This is a genomic window from Mycobacterium sp. URHD0025, assembly GCF_000426065.1.
GTDB lineage: Bacteria > Actinomycetota > Actinomycetes > Mycobacteriales > Mycobacteriaceae > Mycobacterium.
Genome location: NZ_AUEQ01000013.1, coordinates 51,885 through 69,328 on the forward strand (window position 1 = coordinate 51,885; position 17,444 = coordinate 69,328).

8 protein-coding genes are annotated in these 17,444 nt (G+C 68.5%); all 8 read right to left on the reverse strand.

The window, feature by feature from the left end; genetic code table 11:
- Nucleotides 1-10 precede the first annotated feature (10 nt).
- Genes H977_RS0120630 through H977_RS0120665 form a run of 8 tightly spaced genes read right to left on the reverse strand, consistent with a single transcriptional unit; the run spans nucleotide 11 to nucleotide 17,412 of the window.
- Nucleotides 11-235, reverse strand: a complete 225-nt coding sequence (locus H977_RS0120630; protein WP_029109643.1) for an MbtH family protein — start codon at nucleotides 233-235, stop codon at nucleotides 11-13.
- A complete protein-coding gene (locus tag H977_RS35885) occupies nucleotides 213-1,676 on the reverse strand; it encodes a SidA/IucD/PvdA family monooxygenase (protein WP_029109644.1) in 1,464 nt (487 codons plus the stop codon). Before H977_RS35885 ends, H977_RS0120630 begins: the two co-directional genes overlap by 23 nt.
- The gene (locus H977_RS0120640) at nucleotides 1,673-6,097 is read right to left on the reverse strand and encodes a non-ribosomal peptide synthetase (RefSeq protein ID WP_029109645.1); all 4,425 of its coding nucleotides are present in this window, start codon (nucleotides 6,095-6,097) and stop codon (nucleotides 1,673-1,675) included. Before H977_RS0120640 ends, H977_RS35885 begins: the two co-directional genes overlap by 4 nt.
- Complete coding sequence (locus H977_RS0120645) at nucleotides 6,094-11,562, reverse strand: non-ribosomal peptide synthetase (protein WP_029109646.1); 5,469 nt, start codon at nucleotides 11,560-11,562, stop codon at nucleotides 6,094-6,096. The genes H977_RS0120640 and H977_RS0120645 overlap by 4 nt, the downstream gene beginning before the upstream one ends.
- Nucleotides 11,555-14,581: a mycobactin polyketide synthase MbtD gene (gene mbtD / locus H977_RS0120650; protein WP_051288975.1), complete on the reverse strand. Its 3,027-nt coding sequence runs from the start codon at nucleotides 14,579-14,581 to the stop codon at nucleotides 11,555-11,557. Before mbtD ends, H977_RS0120645 begins: the two co-directional genes overlap by 8 nt.
- Nucleotides 14,578-15,915 (reverse strand): beta-ketoacyl [acyl carrier protein] synthase domain-containing protein, encoded by a 1,338-nt coding sequence (locus tag H977_RS0120655; protein WP_051288976.1) that lies wholly within the window; start codon nucleotides 15,913-15,915, stop codon nucleotides 14,578-14,580. The genes mbtD and H977_RS0120655 overlap by 4 nt, the downstream gene beginning before the upstream one ends.
- The gene (locus H977_RS0120660; protein ID WP_029109649.1) at nucleotides 15,905-16,654 is read right to left on the reverse strand and encodes a thioesterase II family protein; all 750 of its coding nucleotides are present in this window, start codon (nucleotides 16,652-16,654) and stop codon (nucleotides 15,905-15,907) included. Before H977_RS0120660 ends, H977_RS0120655 begins: the two co-directional genes overlap by 11 nt.
- Entirely contained in the window at nucleotides 16,651-17,412 is a 762-nt protein-coding gene (locus tag H977_RS0120665; RefSeq protein WP_196808282.1) for an AMP-binding protein, read from the reverse strand. The genes H977_RS0120660 and H977_RS0120665 overlap by 4 nt, the downstream gene beginning before the upstream one ends.
- Nucleotides 17,413-17,444: the final 32 nt, after the last annotated feature.

Here is a 17,444-nt window from a genome sequence, read left to right on the forward strand (position 1 = left end):
CCGTCGTCGGTCAGTGCCCCGCCTGGCCGGCCATCGCCTCACGCAGGCTGTTGGGCCGCAGATCCGTCCAGTTGGTCTCGACATAGCTCAAGCACTCGGCGCGCCCGGCCGCGCCGAAGACCACCCGCCAGCCGGCGGGTACGTCCGCGAACGCCGGCCACAGGCTGTGCTGGTCCTCGGCGTTGGCCAGCACATAGAACGTGCCGTTCTCGTCATCGAACGGATTGGAACTCATCGAGTCTCCTCATCGAGGGGTGGTCCAGGTTCGCACCCAGCACCCGGTCGGACAACAGGCCAAGACAACTGAGATTGGGGAAGCCCGGCCCCTGCGTGAGGCCGGCCAACCCCGGAAGGAAGAGCTTCGGGTAGACGTCGGTCAGGGCCAGGTCGTGACCGATGTGCTCCTGCAACGCGTCACCGGTGAGCGGGCCGCCGAGGCCGAGCTCGAGCAGGTCCAGAGCGTCCTGGCTGAACAACGGCGCGAACCACAACGCGTCGGCGCCGGACCCGTCGATCACCAGATCGAAGCCGTGCACCGTCTCGACCGCCTCACCGCCCGTGTTCGTCGACAGGGTCAACCGGATTCGCTCGTCGCGGGCCACCGCATGCGCGACGCGCCCACGAAGATGACGGATCCGGTCGTCGGCCAGCAGAGCCTCCTGCACCCGCGCCGAGAACACCCCACGATCGGTGCGGGCCAGGGCATCCCGCCGCTCGGCCAGGGTCAGCCCCGTCCATCCGGTCGGGTCGGAGAACAAAGTGTTCTCGAAGAAACCCTCGCCTCGGGTGAACAGCGTGACCGTCGGAGAGATCACCGTGATGGTCGAGACCCGGTGGCGGAACAGTTCGTTGAGCATCGACGCGGCGGTCTCACCGCCGCCGATCACCGCGACCCGCTCGGCATTGATCAGCTCGTGCTTGCCGGCCTGATGCCAGAACTGCGCGATCGACATCACGCGCGGGTTGCCGGGCAACACCGAACGTTCGGCCTGACCCGGCCCGGTGACCATCAGACCGTCGGCAGTGACGGTGTCCTCGGCGGTGTGCAGGACCCACCGGCGCGCGTCGCTAGAATTGCCGGCACCGCCGGCGTCGGCAGAATTGCCAGCACCGCCGGCGTCGGCAGAATTGCCAGCACCGCCGGCGTCGGCAGAATTGCCAGCACCGCCGGCGTCGGCAGAATTGCCAGCACCGCCGGCGTCGGCAGAATTGCCAGCACCGCCGGCGTCGGCATCCACCGAGATCCGTTCCACCTCACCGGAAACCACGTTCATCCCGATGTCGTCGGCCACCCAGCGCAGGTACTGGCTCCAGCGCTTGTGGGTAGGCGCGGGCCTGCCGCGATCCACCCATTCGGCGAACCCGCCCGTCGCGATCAGGTAGGCCTGCCAACTGTGCCGGGTCATCCGCTCATCGAGCTCGGCGTTGCGCCGCGATACGAGGGACGACCGGTACGGGAAGCCGACATCCTTCTCGGGTCCGGTACCGAGGCGATGGTTGCCGTCGGTCCACCCGCCGACAGCCTGCCAGTTGGCGGCCACCCCGGAACGTTCGATGACGACCACGTCGGGGGCCGGCGCCCCCATCGCCCGAAGCTCGGCGGCCTTGGCGGCCACGGCGATGGCCTTGGGTCCGGCCCCGATGACAGCCAGTGTGGGAGCCGATGGGGAACTCATAGGGTCACCTCTCGCAACACCTCTCGCAACGCGTCCAGCCACATCGCCTGCAGGGTGGCGATGTCCTCGGCGGACAGAATGTCTGGCAGGGTCCGCCACTGGGTACCGAGCACGGCATCCCCGTCGCGATCGATCACCGCGGCCATGATCGTCAGTTCATGGCGCACAGCGACATTCGGTTCCGGAATCGGGGTCACACCGGTTTGCAACGACCGATCCTGCAGCAGGGCATGGTCGGAAGCATCCAGCTCGATCCGGCCCAGGTAGTTGAGCAGCACCTGCGGATCCCGATGAGCTCCCAGGCGTTCGGCGGTGTCTGCACGCAGGTAACGCAGCAGCCCGTAATCGATGGCGTCACCGGGGATCGCGGCCACCTGCGCCGCCACTCCCCGCGCGTCATCGGCGCGGAGCCGCAACGGGAAGATCATGCTGAGCAGACCCGCGGTGTCGCCGGTGTCCACCTCGTCGTGGTCGGACAGCACCGCGTCCGACCGGCCATGAGTCTCCAGCGCCAGCAGCGGCGTCGGGGTCGCCTGGCGTCGGTGCCGACGCCAATCGGTCAGCGCGCGAGCGGTTGCCGCGGCCAGCACTTCGGTCACCGGGACCGCGCCCGTCAACAGTTGGGCCGTCAGCTCGGGCTCGGCGAAGGCCATCACGATCGTCACATCGGCCATCCGGTCGGTGCCGGGATCGATCCGGCGGGCCCCGATATCGGGGTCGTCACCTTCGAACTGCTGCTCCCAGAAGCCGCAGGTGTCCAGCTGGGCCGCCCGCTCGGTCAGCAGACGCGACCACTGACGTAGCGAAGTGTGTTCCCGCACCGGCAGCGGATCACGACCGGCAGACAATGCATGCCAAGCATTTTCGAGCTCACCGACCAGAATGCGCCACGACGCCGGATCCAGGGCCAGCACGTGGGCGGTCAAAATCAACAGACCGCCCTCGGTCAGTGGGTGATGCAACCAGACCGCATCCAGCATCGAACCGCTCTGCGGATCCATGCGCTGCACCGAGAAGTCGGCATGCTCGGCCACAGCGGCGTTGAGATCACCTGAGCCCGTCGCTTCCGACAGCACGTCGCGCGGGGTGTCCGCGACCAGGGCCAGGCTGTCGCGGTCGAGTCGGGTGCGCAGCACCTCATGCCCGTCGATCACATTGCGCAACAGTGCTTCCAGCTGGGCGCGGGTGATGCCGGCAGGCAGCCGGAACACCTCGGTCTGGGCGAGCCGGCGGGGGTCGCCGTACTGGTAGAGCCACCGCCCGTTGGGCAGCAACGGGATAGGGCTCGTCTCGGGTGCGGCGTCATCGATGCACTCGACGGCGACCGCGTCGGAATCGATCGCGGCCGCGAGTTCGCGCACGGTCGCGCAGTCCAGCATCAACCGGGCCCGCAGCGCGATGCCACGGCGCCGCACGGCCTGCACCACCGACAGCGCCACGATGCTGTCCAGTCCGAGGTCGAGGAAGTCCGCCGTGACATCGACACCCGCTCCCTCCGGTGTCCCCAGGACTTCGGCGAGCACCTCGGCCAGCACCTTCTCGGTCTCGGTCGCGGGGTGCTCGACGCCCTCGCCAGAACCACCCGTGGCTACGGCCGCCAGCGCGGCGTCGTCGACCTTGCCGTTGGTGGTCAGCGGGATCTCGTCGACGGCGACGATGTGGTGCGGCACCAGATGCCTTGGCAGCGTGTCGGTCAGCATCCGGCGAAGATCGCTGACCGGGGTCGCGCTGACCACATATGCGACAAGGCGTGGCCCGCTGCGGTGCTGTCGCACCGCCACGTGGGCGTGCCGAACCCCGGGATGGCCGTGCAGTGTCGCGGCCACCTCACCGGGTTCGACCCGGAATCCCCGGATCTTGACCTGGTCATCGCTACGGCCGAGAAACTCAAGAGCATTCGAGTCCACCCGACGGCGCACCACGTCGCCGGTGCGGTACATGCGGGCACCGGGTGTGAACGGATCGGCGACGAACCGCCCGGCTGTCTCCCCCGGCCTGCCCAGGTAACCGCGGGTCAATTGCCCACCGGCCAAATACAGTTCGCCGTAGACACCGTCGGGCACCGGACGCAGCCAGCTGTCCAGCACGTAGGCGGCAGTCGATTCCGTGGGATGCCCGATGCACGGTTGGGGATGTTCGGCGATCGCAGCAACGACAGCCTCCACCGTCGTCTCGGTAGGGCCGTAACAGTTGTGCGCCGACATCCAGCTGCGCTCACACTCGGCCTGGATCCCCTGCCAGGTGGCGGTGTCGATGGCCTCACCGCCAAGTGCGAGCACCGCCAACGGCACTCGGCTGAGCAGGCCCGCGGCCCGCAGCGAGGCGAACATCGACGGGGTGGTGTCGATCATGTCGATGCCGAAGCGTCCGATGGTGTCCACCAGCGCCTCGGCGTCACGCTGCACATCGTCTCCGACGATGTGCACGGTATGTCCGTCGAGCAGGGCCGCCAACGGCTGCCAGGCCGCGTCGAAGGTGAACGACCAGGCGTGTGCCACCCGCAACGGGCGGCCGAGCCGTTTGGCCGCCGGCCGGAGCACCTGGTGGGCATGGTCGGCGGCGTAGGCCAACAGCGCCTGATGGGTTCCGATGACGCCCTTGGGTTTTCCGGTGGTTCCGGAGGTGAACACGATGTAGGCGCCTTGTCCGGGGTACACCGGCGCGGGCTCGAAGTCGGTGTCCGCCTCAGCCGCGACGCCGGACAGCAGCGCGTCGTCGACGACGAGCGGCGCCTGCCCACCTGTGCCGATCTGGCGCAGAATCTCAGCCACCCGTTCATCGGGCATCGCGGGATCCAGCGGCACGATCAGCCCACCCGCCTTGAGCACTGCGAGCATCGCCACCACGTAGTCGGGCCCGCGGCGCAACCGGATGGCGACCCGCGCCTCGGCGCACACCCCACGGTGGACCAGGTCGGCCGCCAGGCGATCGGCGGCGTCATCGAGCTCGCGATAGCTGAGTTCTCCCCCGTCCCAGCTCAATGCCACCGAACCGAGCCGCTCCTCGGCGGTGGCGCTGAAGGCAAGGTGAAAGCCGGTGTGGGATCGGGCATCACCGGCAATGGCCGGCGCGCCGGCCGGCTGCGGTTCGTCGTCGAGAGTGACGGCGACCTCGCGCAGCGGACGTTCCCAGCACTGCAGCAGCCTCTGGACGACGGCCAGCACGCGCAGTCCCAGGGCCTCTGGATCGAGCGATCCCAGTGCCCCGTCGAGGGTTTCGACCAGCACCGTGAGCCGACCATGGGTCGGATGCGCGGCGATGGTGACCGGGAAGTGCGACAGGCTCTCCAGTGCCGACGGCCGCAGTACCGCCCCGCCGAGATCGAACTCGTCGCTGCCGACCAGCCCACCGGGCGGGAAGTTCTCGTACACCAGCAGGGTGTCGTACAGCTCGCCGATGCCGCCGAGCGAACGGAGCTCGGTGTGGCTGAGATAGCTGTGCTCGCGCAGCTCGGCGGCTTCGCGTTGCAGCGCCAGGCATTGATTGCCGACCGGCAGGCTGGGGTCGAGCCGGACCCGAAGCGGCACCGTGTTGATGAACAGACCGACCATCGATTCGACCCCGGCCAACTCGTCCGGGCGCCCCGACACGGTAACGCCGTACACCACGTCGGCGCGGTCGGTGAAGACAGAAAGAATTGCTGCCCAAGCCATCTGGAACAACGTATTGACGGTGACGCCGCGGCGTCGGGCTGCCTCGAAGATGGCGGCCGACTGCTGCTCGTCGAGGGTCACCTCGGTGCGCGCCGGTCGGCCCGGCTCGGTTTCCCGCCCGGACAGCACCGGGGACAACAGTGTGGGCGCATCCATTCCGTACAGATGGGCCTGCCACCGGGCCCGGCCGGCCTGCTGATCGCGTCCGGCCAGCCAGCCGATGTAGTCGCGATACGGGCGCACCGCCGCCGGCAATGCGGTGACATCGCCTTTGGCCCCGTAAAGCGCCAGGAGCTCGCCGACGAAGACCGGCAGCGACCAGCCGTCGATCGCGATGTGATGGGCGACGATCACCAGACGCCAACGCAGCTCAGGCTTTTCGATGAGCAGAAAGCGGATCAGCGGGCCCCGACCGAGGTCGAACCGCCGGGCGCGTTCCTCGGCTTCCAGCGTGAGCGCCTGGGCGTCATCGACCTGCACATGCCTCCAGGGCAGTTCGATCGCGGACGGGACCACCGCCACCGGCCGGCTCAGGTTTCCCTGGAAGAAGCTGGCCCGCAGGTTCGGATGGCGCACCAGCATCGACTCGGCGCAGGTCCTGAGCAGCTCAGGGTCCAGTGCCCCGTCGATGTCGGCAGCCATCGCGATGACATACGGATCGGCCGCGTCGTCACCCTCGGTCAGGCCGGCCAGCGAGTACAGCCCCTGTTGCAGCGGGCTGAGCGCCAGGACGTCCTCGACGCCGGGCGGCGTTCCGGTCGTGGTCATGTCGAAGTCCCCTGGTCCTGACCCCATCCCGCGGTCAGCGAGGCCAGTTCGTCGGGCGACAGGCCCGACGCGGACATCGGCTCGTGGTGCACATCGGCGGCCTCGGCCTGGGTGCCCGCCGCGTCGATCGCTGCCGCGAGATCGGCCAGCCCGGGGTGCTCGAACACCATGCGTGCCGTCATGGCCACCCCGGTGTCGCGTGCCCGCGCCGCGAGCTGGACCGCCAGGATGCTGTCGCCGCCGAGGGTGAAGAAGTCGTCGTACCGTCCGACAGCGGAGACGCCGAGCAGATCCACCAACATGGCTGCCAGGGTCTCCTCGGTGGGGGTGGCCGGCGGTTCCGACGGTCCCGTCGCGGTGACCCGCGGGCGGGTCAGCGTGGCAGGTTCGAGATCCTCGACAACGATGAGCGCCGCACCGGCGAACTCCGCGGGTAGCGCAGACCGCACACTATCCAGAAACGCTTCGGTATCAACGTTTTCCGGCTCGACCGCCACATAACCCGCAAGCGTCGTGGTGCCGCGGGATTCCCAGTGTCGCGTCGCCGCGGCGGCGACCCCGTCGATCGCCTCCAGTGCGGCCTGCAGGCGCGGCTCACCGGCGGTGATCGGCTCGAGCCGGCCGTCGGCGGTCCAGCGTGCGCGTTCTCCGGTGCGATACAGGTGCCCGTCTCCGAAAGGATTGGGCGCGAAGCGTTTCGCAGCGATACCACGTGCTGTGCCGGCGGCCTCGTCGACCGCACCGCCTGCGTAGTACACGTCCCCGGTGACACCGACGGCCACCGGTTGACGCCATTCGTCGAGCACGTAGACCCGCGTTGCCCCCGCGGTCTGGGGCAACCCGGCCGGCGCGACCGCCTTGCGGCTCCAGTCGTCGACCAGCAGGTCACGTTCGACCGCGTCGACCACCGTGATGTCGCGCACCGTCTGCTCAGCGTCGCCGGCGAACGCGGCGAGAATGCGATGTAGCCAGCCGACGAGACGCTGAGCAGTGGCCGCCTCGTAGAGCTCGGTGCGGTAGATGATGGTGCCGCGATATCCGGCGCCGGCTTCGGCGAAGAAATTGAGCGACAGGTCGGCATGGGCCACGTCGAACGTGGGTTCCAGTGCGGTGAACCGGGTTTCACCTGCCGGTCCGGAGTCGATGACCTGCTCGGGCGGCAGATCTTCGCGCACGTGCACCACCACGCCGAACAGCGGGTTGCGCGCCAGTGAACGCACCGGGCTCACCGCGTCGACAACGCGGTCGAACGGCAGGTCCTGATGCTTGTAGGCGGCCAGCGCCATATCGCGGGAACGGCGCAGCACCTCACGCAGTGTCGGGTTCTGCGACAGGTCGTTGCGCAGCACCACGATGTTGATGAAGAAACCGATCAGTCCGTCGAGTTCGGGCGCGGTACGCCCGGCCACCGGGGTACCCAAAGCGATGTCGGTGCCCTGACCGGACTTGTGCAGCGCGATCGCGACGGCCGCCTGCAGCACCATGAATTCGGTGACCCCGAGTTCACGGCAGAGTTCGACGAGCTTGGCCCGGATGGCCGGATCGATGGTGAAGTCCAGGGCTTTGCCCTCACCCGTGGGTACCGGCGGGCGCGGGAAGTCCGGCTGGAGGCCGTTCTCGACGTCCGGATCAGCCGAGAGCCCGGCCAATTGCCTTGTCCAGTAGGTGCGTTGCTCCTCGACCCGCTCGTCGTCGCCCGAAAGGACCTCGGCCTGCCACGCCGCGAAGTCCGCGTACTGCACGGGCAGCGGGGTCCACTCGGGTGCTTTTCCGGCCCGGCGGGCGTGATACGCGGTCAGCAGATCGGTGAAAAGCACCGTGCCCGACCAATGGTCGGCAGCGATGTGGTGCACCACCAGAGACAGCACATGCGAATGCGGTGTGGACAGCATCGCCGCCCGGACCGGCCACTCGTTCTCCAGGTCGAAGCAGTGCCGCCGCTCGGCGTCGAGTTCGTCACCCACCCACTCGTCGCCGGTGCCATCGGCGCGACGTACCGGCACCGGAGCGGCGGGATGGACAACCTGATAAGGCACACCGTCGATTTCGCGGTAGGTGGTGCGCAGGATCTCGTGGCGGGCGACCACATCACCGACCGCCGCGGCCAGTGCCTCGACATCGCAGGGCCCGGTCAGCCGTGCGGCGAAGGGCACGTTGTTGACGGGGTTGGGCCCGTCGATGCGGAACTGGAACCACTGCCGGTGCTGGGCCGCGGACATCTGCGACGGCCCGTCGTGCGTCGTCGCCTCGATCGCCGGCAGGCCGGCACCGAGGCCCGATTCGCGCAGCTCGTCGACCTTGGCGGCCAGGCCGGCCACGGTGGCATGTTCGAAGACATCGGCCACCCCGAGTTCGACACCGCAGCGGGTCCGAACCGCGGCGACGAGTTTGGTGGCCAGCAGCGAGTGGCCGCCCAGGTCGAAGAACGAGTCGTCGGCGCCGACACCATCACGCTCGAGCAACTCACCGAACAGCGCGACGATCTCGTGCTCGGTCTCGGTCTCGGGCGCGCGGAATTCGGTGGCCGACTGGATCTGAGGCTCGGGCAGGGCCCGCCGGTCGATCTTGCCGTGTGCGGTGATCGGGATCTCGGCCAGCTCGACGAACGCCGACGGGATCATGTATTCGGGCAGCGCGGCACTCACCCTGGCCCGGATCCGATCGATCTCGACCCGGTCCGCGTCGGCCGCCGGCGTGATGTAGGCGACGAGGCTCTTGCCGAGCGACGGCAGATCGCTGACGACCACCACTGCCTGGCCCACCGACGGATCGACCGAGATCGCCGCGGACACCTCACCCAGCTCGATCCGGAAGCCGCGGATCTTGACCTGCTCATCGGCGCGGCCGACGAATTCGATGTCGCCGTCGGCGTTGCGCCGAGCGAGATCACCGGACCGGTACATCCGTCCACCGGGATTGAACGGGTCGGCGACGAACCGTTCCGCGGTCAGGCGCGGCCGGTCGTGATACCCATGGGCGACATGTGTTCCGCCGATGTAGATCTCACCGATCACCCCGACCGGTACGGGCTGCAGTGCGTCGTCGAGCAGGTGGATCGTGGTGTTGATCTTCGGCGTGCCGATCGGCACGATCCGCGCACCCTGCTTGCCCTGGACCTTGTAGCGGGTGCAGTTGAGCACGGTTTCGGTGGGCCCGTAGAAGTTGTCGAGCAGCGAATCGAACGTGGCGAGGAACTTGTCGGCGATCTCTCCCGGCAGCGCCTCCCCACCGATGGGTACGCGTTGCAGGGTGCGCCACTCGTTGACGCCGGGCAGTGACAGGAACAGCCCCAGCAACGACGGCACGAAGTGCATCGACGTGATGCCCTCGTTGCGGAGCAGATCGGTCAGGTAGCCGATGTCTCCCAGCCCGCCCGGCTTCGGAATCACCAGGCGGGCACCGGCGGCCAGCATGCCGAAGATCTCGCCGATCGACACGTCGAAACTCTGCGAGGCCACCTGCAGCAGCCGGTCGGCCTCGGTGACCTGGTAGTCGCCGCCGAACCAGACGAAGTACTCCGCGATCGGCCGGTGCGGCACCGGAACGCCTTTGGGCAGACCGGTGGATCCTGACGTGTAGATCAGGTACGCGGTGTTGTCCGGATACAGCGGCCGTACCCGATCGGCATCGGTCGGGTCGGTGGCCGGATAGTCTTCCAAACCGGTGACGGGTTGACGCAGAACGATCTTGGGATCGGAGTCGGAGAGGATGTAGGTGAGCCGGTCCTCGGGGTAGGTCGGGTCGACCGGCAGATACACCGCACCGGCCTTGACGATGCCGAATGCCGTGATGACGAGCTCCGGAGACTTCTCCAGTAGTACGGCCACCCGGTCCTCGGTGCCGATACCCTGCTCGATCAGCCAGTGCGCCACCCGGTTCGCGGACTCGTTGATCTCGCGGTAACTGTAGTGACGGCCCTCGTAGACCACCGCGGTGGCATCAGGGGTGCGCGCGGCCTGCTCGGACACCAGCGCCGTCAACGTGGTTGCCGGCGTCTCGAAATGCTCACCGGTGGACACCGTGCGTACCCACTCGGCGTCGTCGGCGGCCAACAGCTGCAGGTGCGACAACGGCCGGTCGGGCTCGGCGAGCGCACTGTCGAGCAGCACGGCGAAGTGTCGCAGCATCTGTGCGGCCAACTCGGCATCCATCACCTCGGTGAGATGCTCGGCCTCCACGACCGCGCCCGCGCCGTCCAGTTCGACCATGAAACCCAGTGGCAGCTGGGTGTGCTGGCCACGCAGGTCTGCGCGCTCGCACGTGACGCCGTCCGGGCAGAAGCCGCCGCCGTCGGACTCGCGGAACCCGAAACTCACCCGGGTCATCCGTTCCGCACCGTGGCGCCGGTCCGGATTCAGTTCTGCCACCACGCGGTCCAGGTTGACGCGCTGATGCGCGAAGGCGCCGATCGCGGTGTCACGCGTGGCGGCGACCAACTCGCGGAAGCCTTCCGTGCCGTTCGGCCGCAGCCGCATCGCCACCGTGTTGCCGTAGTAGCCGATGGTTTCGTCGGTGTCGCGGTTCAGCACCGGGGTGGCGACCAGGAAATCGCCGGTGTGGGTATAGCGGTAGACGAGCGCACCGAAGGCCGCCAGCAGCACCATGTACGGCGTGGCCCCGGTCTCGCGCGCCAGTGCCCCGACTCGCTCGACCGTGTCGGCGGACAACCGCACCGCGCTGCGCTGCGACCGAAAACCGGTGGGCACCACCGACCCCGCGGGCCCGGGAAGTTCCAGCGGCTCTGGTGGATCGGCCAGCACCTCACGCCAGTACGCCAGGTCGTCCTCACCGTTTCCGGCTCCGGACACCGCGATCCGCGGTGTGTCGGGAAGCGCCTCGCCGGCATAGGCACGGGTGAGGTCGGTGAAGAACACCCGCCACGAGCCGTCGTCCCAGGCGATGTGGTGCGCCACGAGCAACATCACGTGCTCGCTCGGTCCGGTCCTGATCAGGGTGATCCGCAGCGGCGAGTCGCTGCTCAGGTCGAACGCTGCGCCGAATTCCCTCTGGGCCAACACCTCGAGACGCAACTTGCGCGCCCGCTCGGACTTGTCGGAGAGATCGTGAACCGTCCATCCCGGCATCAGGTCATCGTGAACCGTCGCGGTGGGCTCGCCGTTCTCGTCAGCTCGATAGGTGGTGCGCAGGATCGGATGCCGCTGTGCCACCGCGTTCAGGGCGGCGTGCAGCCGCTCCGCGTCGATCAAACCGGCGAGCCGGTAGGACAGGCAGATGTTGAGCAGCACGCCGCTCGGGTCGAATCCCTGCACGAACCACATCCGCCGCTGCCCGTCCGACAGCACGGTCGGATCGACCGGCGAACTTCCGGTGCCCGCCGCAGCTTGCCCCGATTCGGTGCCGGATGCTGAGGCCAGGCCCCGCTCGGCAAGCCTGCGCCGCATCAGCTCCAGACGCGCGTCGGAGGTGCGGGGGGTTGCCGGATCGGCACTAACCATGTCAGTCACGCGAAAATGCTTCCTTTTCAGGTCTTTGCAAATGCTCGATCAATTCGGTGGCGGTCGCGCCTCCGAGGATGGTGGCCAGCGGCACAGATCGGCCGGTGGCCTTCTTGAGCTTCTTGCGCAGATCGATCGCCAACAGTGAGTCGACACCCAGATCCAGCAACGGCGTATCGAAATCCAGTGCGGAGGTGTCGGTGAGCTTCAACACGGACCCCAGTGCGATCCGCATCGCGCCGGTGGCTTCAGTGGCGTCGCCGTCCGGCGCCTCGACGGCATCGCTTACCGCGACGACGCTCTCGTCGGTGCTGCCCAGGAAGGTCCGCAGCCGCTCGGCATCAGCGGCGAACACGAGCGGATCGGACGGGTAATCCCGCAGACCGGCCTCGACCGCGAGGTCGGGCGCCATGGCCCGCAGTCCGGACCGCTCGACTCGGGTCACCTCGGCCGAATCGATGATGCCGTCCCCGGGCCACAATCCCCACCGCACTGCGGTGCAGTGCCGTCCCTCGGCCCGCAGTTGCGCGGCGAGCGAATCCAGTAGTCGGTTGGCCGCGGAGTAGGCAGCATGCCCGTATCCGCCCCACCGGCCGGATACCGAGGAGCACAACACGATCCGGGCATCCGGGCGCAGCGGCCAGGCCGCCGCCAGGTTGGCCAGGCCGCTCACCTTGGCCGCGAACGTATTCCGTGCGGCCGTGCCGGTCAGGTCGCGGCCTGGTGCGAGGGTGGCGGACGCGGCGGCGTGGATCACCAGTGATGCCGGGCCGATCGCCAACTCGGCGACGACCGCGCGGATCTGTGCCGGGTCGGTGAGATCGCATCGGGGCGCGAGGATCTGGGCCCCGGTGCCTGCCAGTGCAGCCATCTGCTGATCGCCGAGTCCGCTGCGGCTGAGCAGCACGATGCGTCGCGCGCCGTGGGCGGCCAGGTGGCGGGCATAGTGCAGGCCCACCGCTCCGGCTCCGCCGGTGATGACCACCTCGTCGAAGATTCCTGACTCCTCGTTCCACGCTCGCGCATCGGAGGTGTCGTCGCGCATCTCACGGCGCCATACCGTGGACCCGGAGCCGCTGTCCCGCACGGCGATATGGTCTGCGTCGGTCAGCATGGCGGTGATCGCCACGACCGCGGCGGCATGGTCGAGCGGGGCCGTCGGCAGGTCCAGGTGCCGGAAGGTCTGGTCCGGATGCTCGTAGCCGAGGCTGCGATGCATCGCGGCCAGTGCGGCCGCTTCCGGTCGCAGGCACTCGTTGCCGACCTGTTCGGCGCCCGCGGTGACCAGCCACACGTCACGGGTCGCGGGCGTGATCGCGCCGACGTAGTCGAGCAGACCCTCGTCGATGTGCCTACTCAACGCTTCCGCGGCGGCCACCGGATCGGCGATATCGGACATCGGTGCCAGCACGACCAACAGATCGGCATCGTCGGGCTCGGCCGGTGTGGCGCCGCCGACCTCGGCGACGGCATGGCGAAGTGCATCGGATGCAGCCTGCCCACCCGACAGGTCGAGCAGCGCTACCCGGCGTTGCCCGGCCGGTTCCGGGCCCCGGGCCGATTCGACCCAATGCTCGACGCCCACGGTCAATCCGGCGACCGGCGGCAGCGGTTGCGGTGTGGCCCAGAGGTGTTCGGCCCGCATAGGTGCGAATGGAAAGTCGCGTAGCCGGGCCGGCGCGTGGTTGGGCAGGTCTTCCCAACGGTAGCCGGGGTCGGCCATGGCCACCGAGACGATGCTGGCGCTGAGCCGCTCGGTGATCGGTTCGTCACGTCGGCCCGATCCGACCATCACCACCGGACCGCCGGTGAGTTCGACTGCATCGTCGAGCAGATCCCCCATGGCGAACAGCAGCGCCGGGTGCGCCGACAGCTCCACGAAGATGCGTGCACCGCGCCGGGCCGCCGTCTCGACAGCCCGGTCGAAACGCACGGTGCTGCGCAGGTTGGTGTACCAGTAATCGGTGAATGCGGTGCCCGCCTCGACCACGTCGGCGGTGGCCGAGCCGATGAACTGCACCGCGGATTCGCCGAACTGCGCCTCGGGCAGTAGCGACTCGAGCTCGGAGTAGGCCGAGTCCAGAGCGGTGGTGTGCGCCGGGAACCACATCTCGATTTCCTTGGCGAACGATCCACGTCCGGCCACAGCCGCGACTGCCGCGGCGACCGCATCGGTTTCGCCCGAGACCGCGACCGACGACGGAGAGTTCACCACCGACAGCTCGAGCCAACCCGGCGTCTCGGCAACCACTTTCGAGGCCTCGTCGGGTGTGATCCCGAGTACGGCGACGCGATAGGGCCCGGTCAACCGGTCGAGGATGGTGGCGCGCACGATCACCACGGCGACCGCCTCCGGCAGCGTGATGCTGCCTGCCACGTAGGCCGCCCCGATCTCGCCGAGACTGTGGCCCACGGTGATATCGGCCGGCACACCGCAGGAACTCCAGACCTGGGCGAGCGCCACACCGTGGACGAACTGGGCGCCCTGAATCTGCACCTGGGAAAAATCGTTGGTGACCGCGCCAGAATCCGGTTCGGCCAGAAGGTAATCCAGCGGGGACGCTGCGTCCGCGGCGTGGAACTCCGCCGCGCATCTGTCTACTTCGGCCCGGTAGACCGGCAACCGGTCGTAGGCTTCCCGGCCCATCGACGGCCATTGGCTGCCCTGGCCGGGGAACACGAAAGCGATGCGGGCCCGAGCCCCCGATGCCGATGGCCCGCCCTGAGCCCTGGTGACCAACGGATGCTCGGCGCCGCCCGCCAGTGCATGCAGGCCCGCGGTGAGTTCGTCACGATCGGCGGCCCGGACCACGGCCCGGTGGCGGCGCAGGCGCCGCGTGGAAAGCAGTGTGGCGGCGACGTCACCGGGGCTCACCTCGGGACGCGAATCGAGGTAGCGCAGGATGGCCGCGGCGTCGGTCCCGATCAATTCCTCGGCATGCGCACTCAGCAGCACGGCGGTGCGCCCGTCCGGCAAGGCGTCGGCTTCACGCGCCGCAACGATGCTTCGCTCGCACGCGTCTCTCATGCCGCCGCCTCAGGGATCTCGGGAACCGAGATGATCGCGTGCGCATTCGTGCCACTCATGCCGAACGCGGAGATGGCACCGATGCGCTGCCCGTCGACGGCGGGCCACGGGGTCAGCTTGGTGGCCAACCGCAAACCCTGGGATTCCCAGTCGATCTCCCGGCTGGCCTGATCGACATGAAGTGTCGCCGGGATGGCCGCATGCTCGGCGGCCAGGATCACCTTGGCCAGGCCGAGCCCGCCCGCGGCGGCCTGCGAATGTCCGACGTTGGATTTCACCGACCCCAGCAGTGCGCCGGCTCCCGGATCGGTGGCCCCGTATGTCTGTGACAGCGAACGTAATTCGGTCCGGTCGCCCAGCCGGGTGCCGGTACCGTGCCCCTCGATCATGCCGACATCCTCGGGTCGCACGCCGGCCTGCTCGATCGCCTTGGCGAACAACCGTTGCTGCGCACCTCCGCTGGGCGCGGTCAGGCCGGTGGTCCGACCGTCCTGATTCACCGCGGTGGAGCGAACCTCGGCCATGACGCGCCTGCCGTTGCGCAGGGCCGTCGATCTGCGTTGTAGCACGAACATCGCGGCGCCCTCGGCCCACACCGTCCCGCTCGCGTGTGCACTGTAGGGCCGGCAGTGGCCGTCGTCGGACAAGGCATGCTGTTTGGAGAACTCGACGAAGTAACCGGGAGTGCCCATCACGCAGACGCCGCCGGCCAATGCCATGTCGCAGTCCCCCGCCCGTACCGCCGCCACGGCGGTGTGAAACGCGGTCAACGCCGACGAACACGACGTGTCGACGGTCAGCGCCGGGCCGCACAGATCCAGCGTGTAGGCGATCCGGCCGGAGATGACGCCGAGCGAGGTGCCGGTGATCAGATGCCCGCTGTGATGCGAGAACTCCGACAGTGCCGGTCCGTACTCCAGACCCGATGCGCCGACGTAGCAGCCCACGTCATGCCCGGCCAGATCGTCGGGATTGATGCCGCTGTTCTCCAGCGCGCGCCACGCGATGCGCAGCCCGATGCGCTGCTGCGGATCCATGGCAACTGCCTCACGCGGCGAGATCCCGAAGAACGCGGGATCGAATGTCGCTGCGCTGGAGAGGAACCCGCCGAGATCGTGGATACGTTTGAAGCCGTCACGGCGGGATCCGTCGAACAGCTCACGTACAGACCAGCCGCGGTCGGCGGGAAAGCGGCCCAGCGCTTCGCGCTGCTCGGCCAACAACGACCAATAGTCCTCAGCGGTGTCGATCCCGCCGGGAGCCTCCAGCGCCATCCCCACGATCACCACCGGGTCAGCGGTGTCGGGTCGGATGTGTTGCCCGCTAGAGCTCATTGACCAGCTCCGCCACATCCTCGAGCTGCTCGTTGAGATAGAAGTGTCCGCCGTCGAAGATCGAGCAGGTGTAGGCCCCGGTGGTGTGGGATTCCCAGCGCCGCAACATGTCTTCACTGATCCGGTGGTCGCGGTCGCCCCCCAGCGCGTAGATGTCGGCAGCGATCGTCACGTCGGCGTCACACGCGTACCGGTTGAACGCGGCATAGTCGGCCCGCACGGCCATCAACAACAGTTCGACGAAGTCGTCATCGGCCAGCAGCGCCGGATCGGTGCCGCCGAGATCCACCATCTCAGCGAGGATCTCGGCGTCGGCGGTGGGCAGTGCGGGTGAGGCGGCCACCGCTGCGGGTGCCTCGCTGGCCGACACCCACAGGGCATCGACGGCCACACCGTTGCGTTCTGCGATACGGGCGAATTCGAAGGCCACGACCGCACCCATGCAGTGCCCGAACAGCCGGAGTGTTGGAAGGGCCGACCAGTCGGCGGCGTCGAACAGATCCTTGGCGAGCGCGCCCACCGTGGGGGCGGCCGGATGGGACAACCGATCGCCGCGTTGCGGGTATTGCATGACGTAGGCGTCGGACCCGGCTGCGGCCAGCGCCATCCCGAATCCGCGGTACGCCACTGCCGCACCGCCGGCATGCGGGAAAACCAATGTGGCTGTTGAGCTTTGGGTCCCTGGATATCGCTTCACCCAGGGCTTGACGATGATCTGGGCAGTGTCCGGCGACGTCACGACGGCACAGCGGTGTCGACAGCGGCCACCGCATCCCGACGCCGTGCGGCGAGGGCGAAGCTGTTCATCCGCCGCTCGGGGTTGCGGCGCGGCGCATCGTCGGCAACGACGATGGCCGCGCCCGCGGTCAGTGCCACCAGCACCATGAGGATCGGTGCCGCGGCACCGGCAGCCGAGAAGGCGCCGATGCGATCGCCGCCGCTGACCTCGAGCTGGGCGCTCAGTTCCACGACCGCTTCGTGAGCGGCGGCGTGAGTCACCACCGAGAATCCGTTCTCGTCGAGCGAACCCAGAAGGAGGGCGGCATCCGTCGGGCCGGAGGGCACCGGGGTGATGTCGCCCGTGCGAGCTCCGATCCGCAGCGCTTCGGAGACGGTGAGTGCAGGTAACCAATTCGGCGGTGCGTCTCCGGTGAACAGCGCCATGCGCACGCCGGTGCGCTCCAGAACCGGCTCGGCCGGGTCGGCGGTGTCGATCGGAACGCAGACGCCGCCGGCCGCGAGGATCCCCAACGTGGCGATCACCGTGTCCAGACCGGTGGGGCCCACGATGGCGACCCGGTCACCCGCGCGTACTCCGGCGACCGCGAGCGCCCCCGACACCGCGAGCGCCTGCTCCCGCAGTTGCCCGTAGGTCCACTGGGTCGTCGGTCCGAACACCGCGGTGTCGTCGGGCGCACCCTGCGCGTGAGTGAAGAAGCCCTGGTGCAGCGGCTGAGCCGCAACTGTGTGCATGGTCTGCGTAGTCGTGCGACTCACGGCGTCCACAACGACCTCCTGACGATAAGCAA

Bases quoted from the DNA above. Each gene is read 5' to 3' on its own strand.
- H977_RS35885 (WP_029109644.1), bottom strand. From the start codon at position 1,676: ATGAGTTCCCCATCGGCTCCCACACTGGCTGTCATCGGGGCCGGACCC.
- H977_RS0120640 (WP_029109645.1), bottom strand. From the start codon at position 6,097: ATGACCACGACCGGAACGCCGCCCGGCGTCGAGGACGTCCTGGCGCTC.
- H977_RS0120630 (WP_029109643.1), bottom strand. From the start codon at position 235: ATGAGTTCCAATCCGTTCGATGACGAGAACGGCACGTTCTATGTGCTG.
- mbtD (WP_051288975.1), bottom strand. From the start codon at position 14,581: ATGAGAGACGCGTGCGAGCGAAGCATCGTTGCGGCGCGTGAAGCCGAC.
- H977_RS0120655 (WP_051288976.1), bottom strand. From the start codon at position 15,915: ATGAGCTCTAGCGGGCAACACATCCGACCCGACACCGCTGACCCGGTG.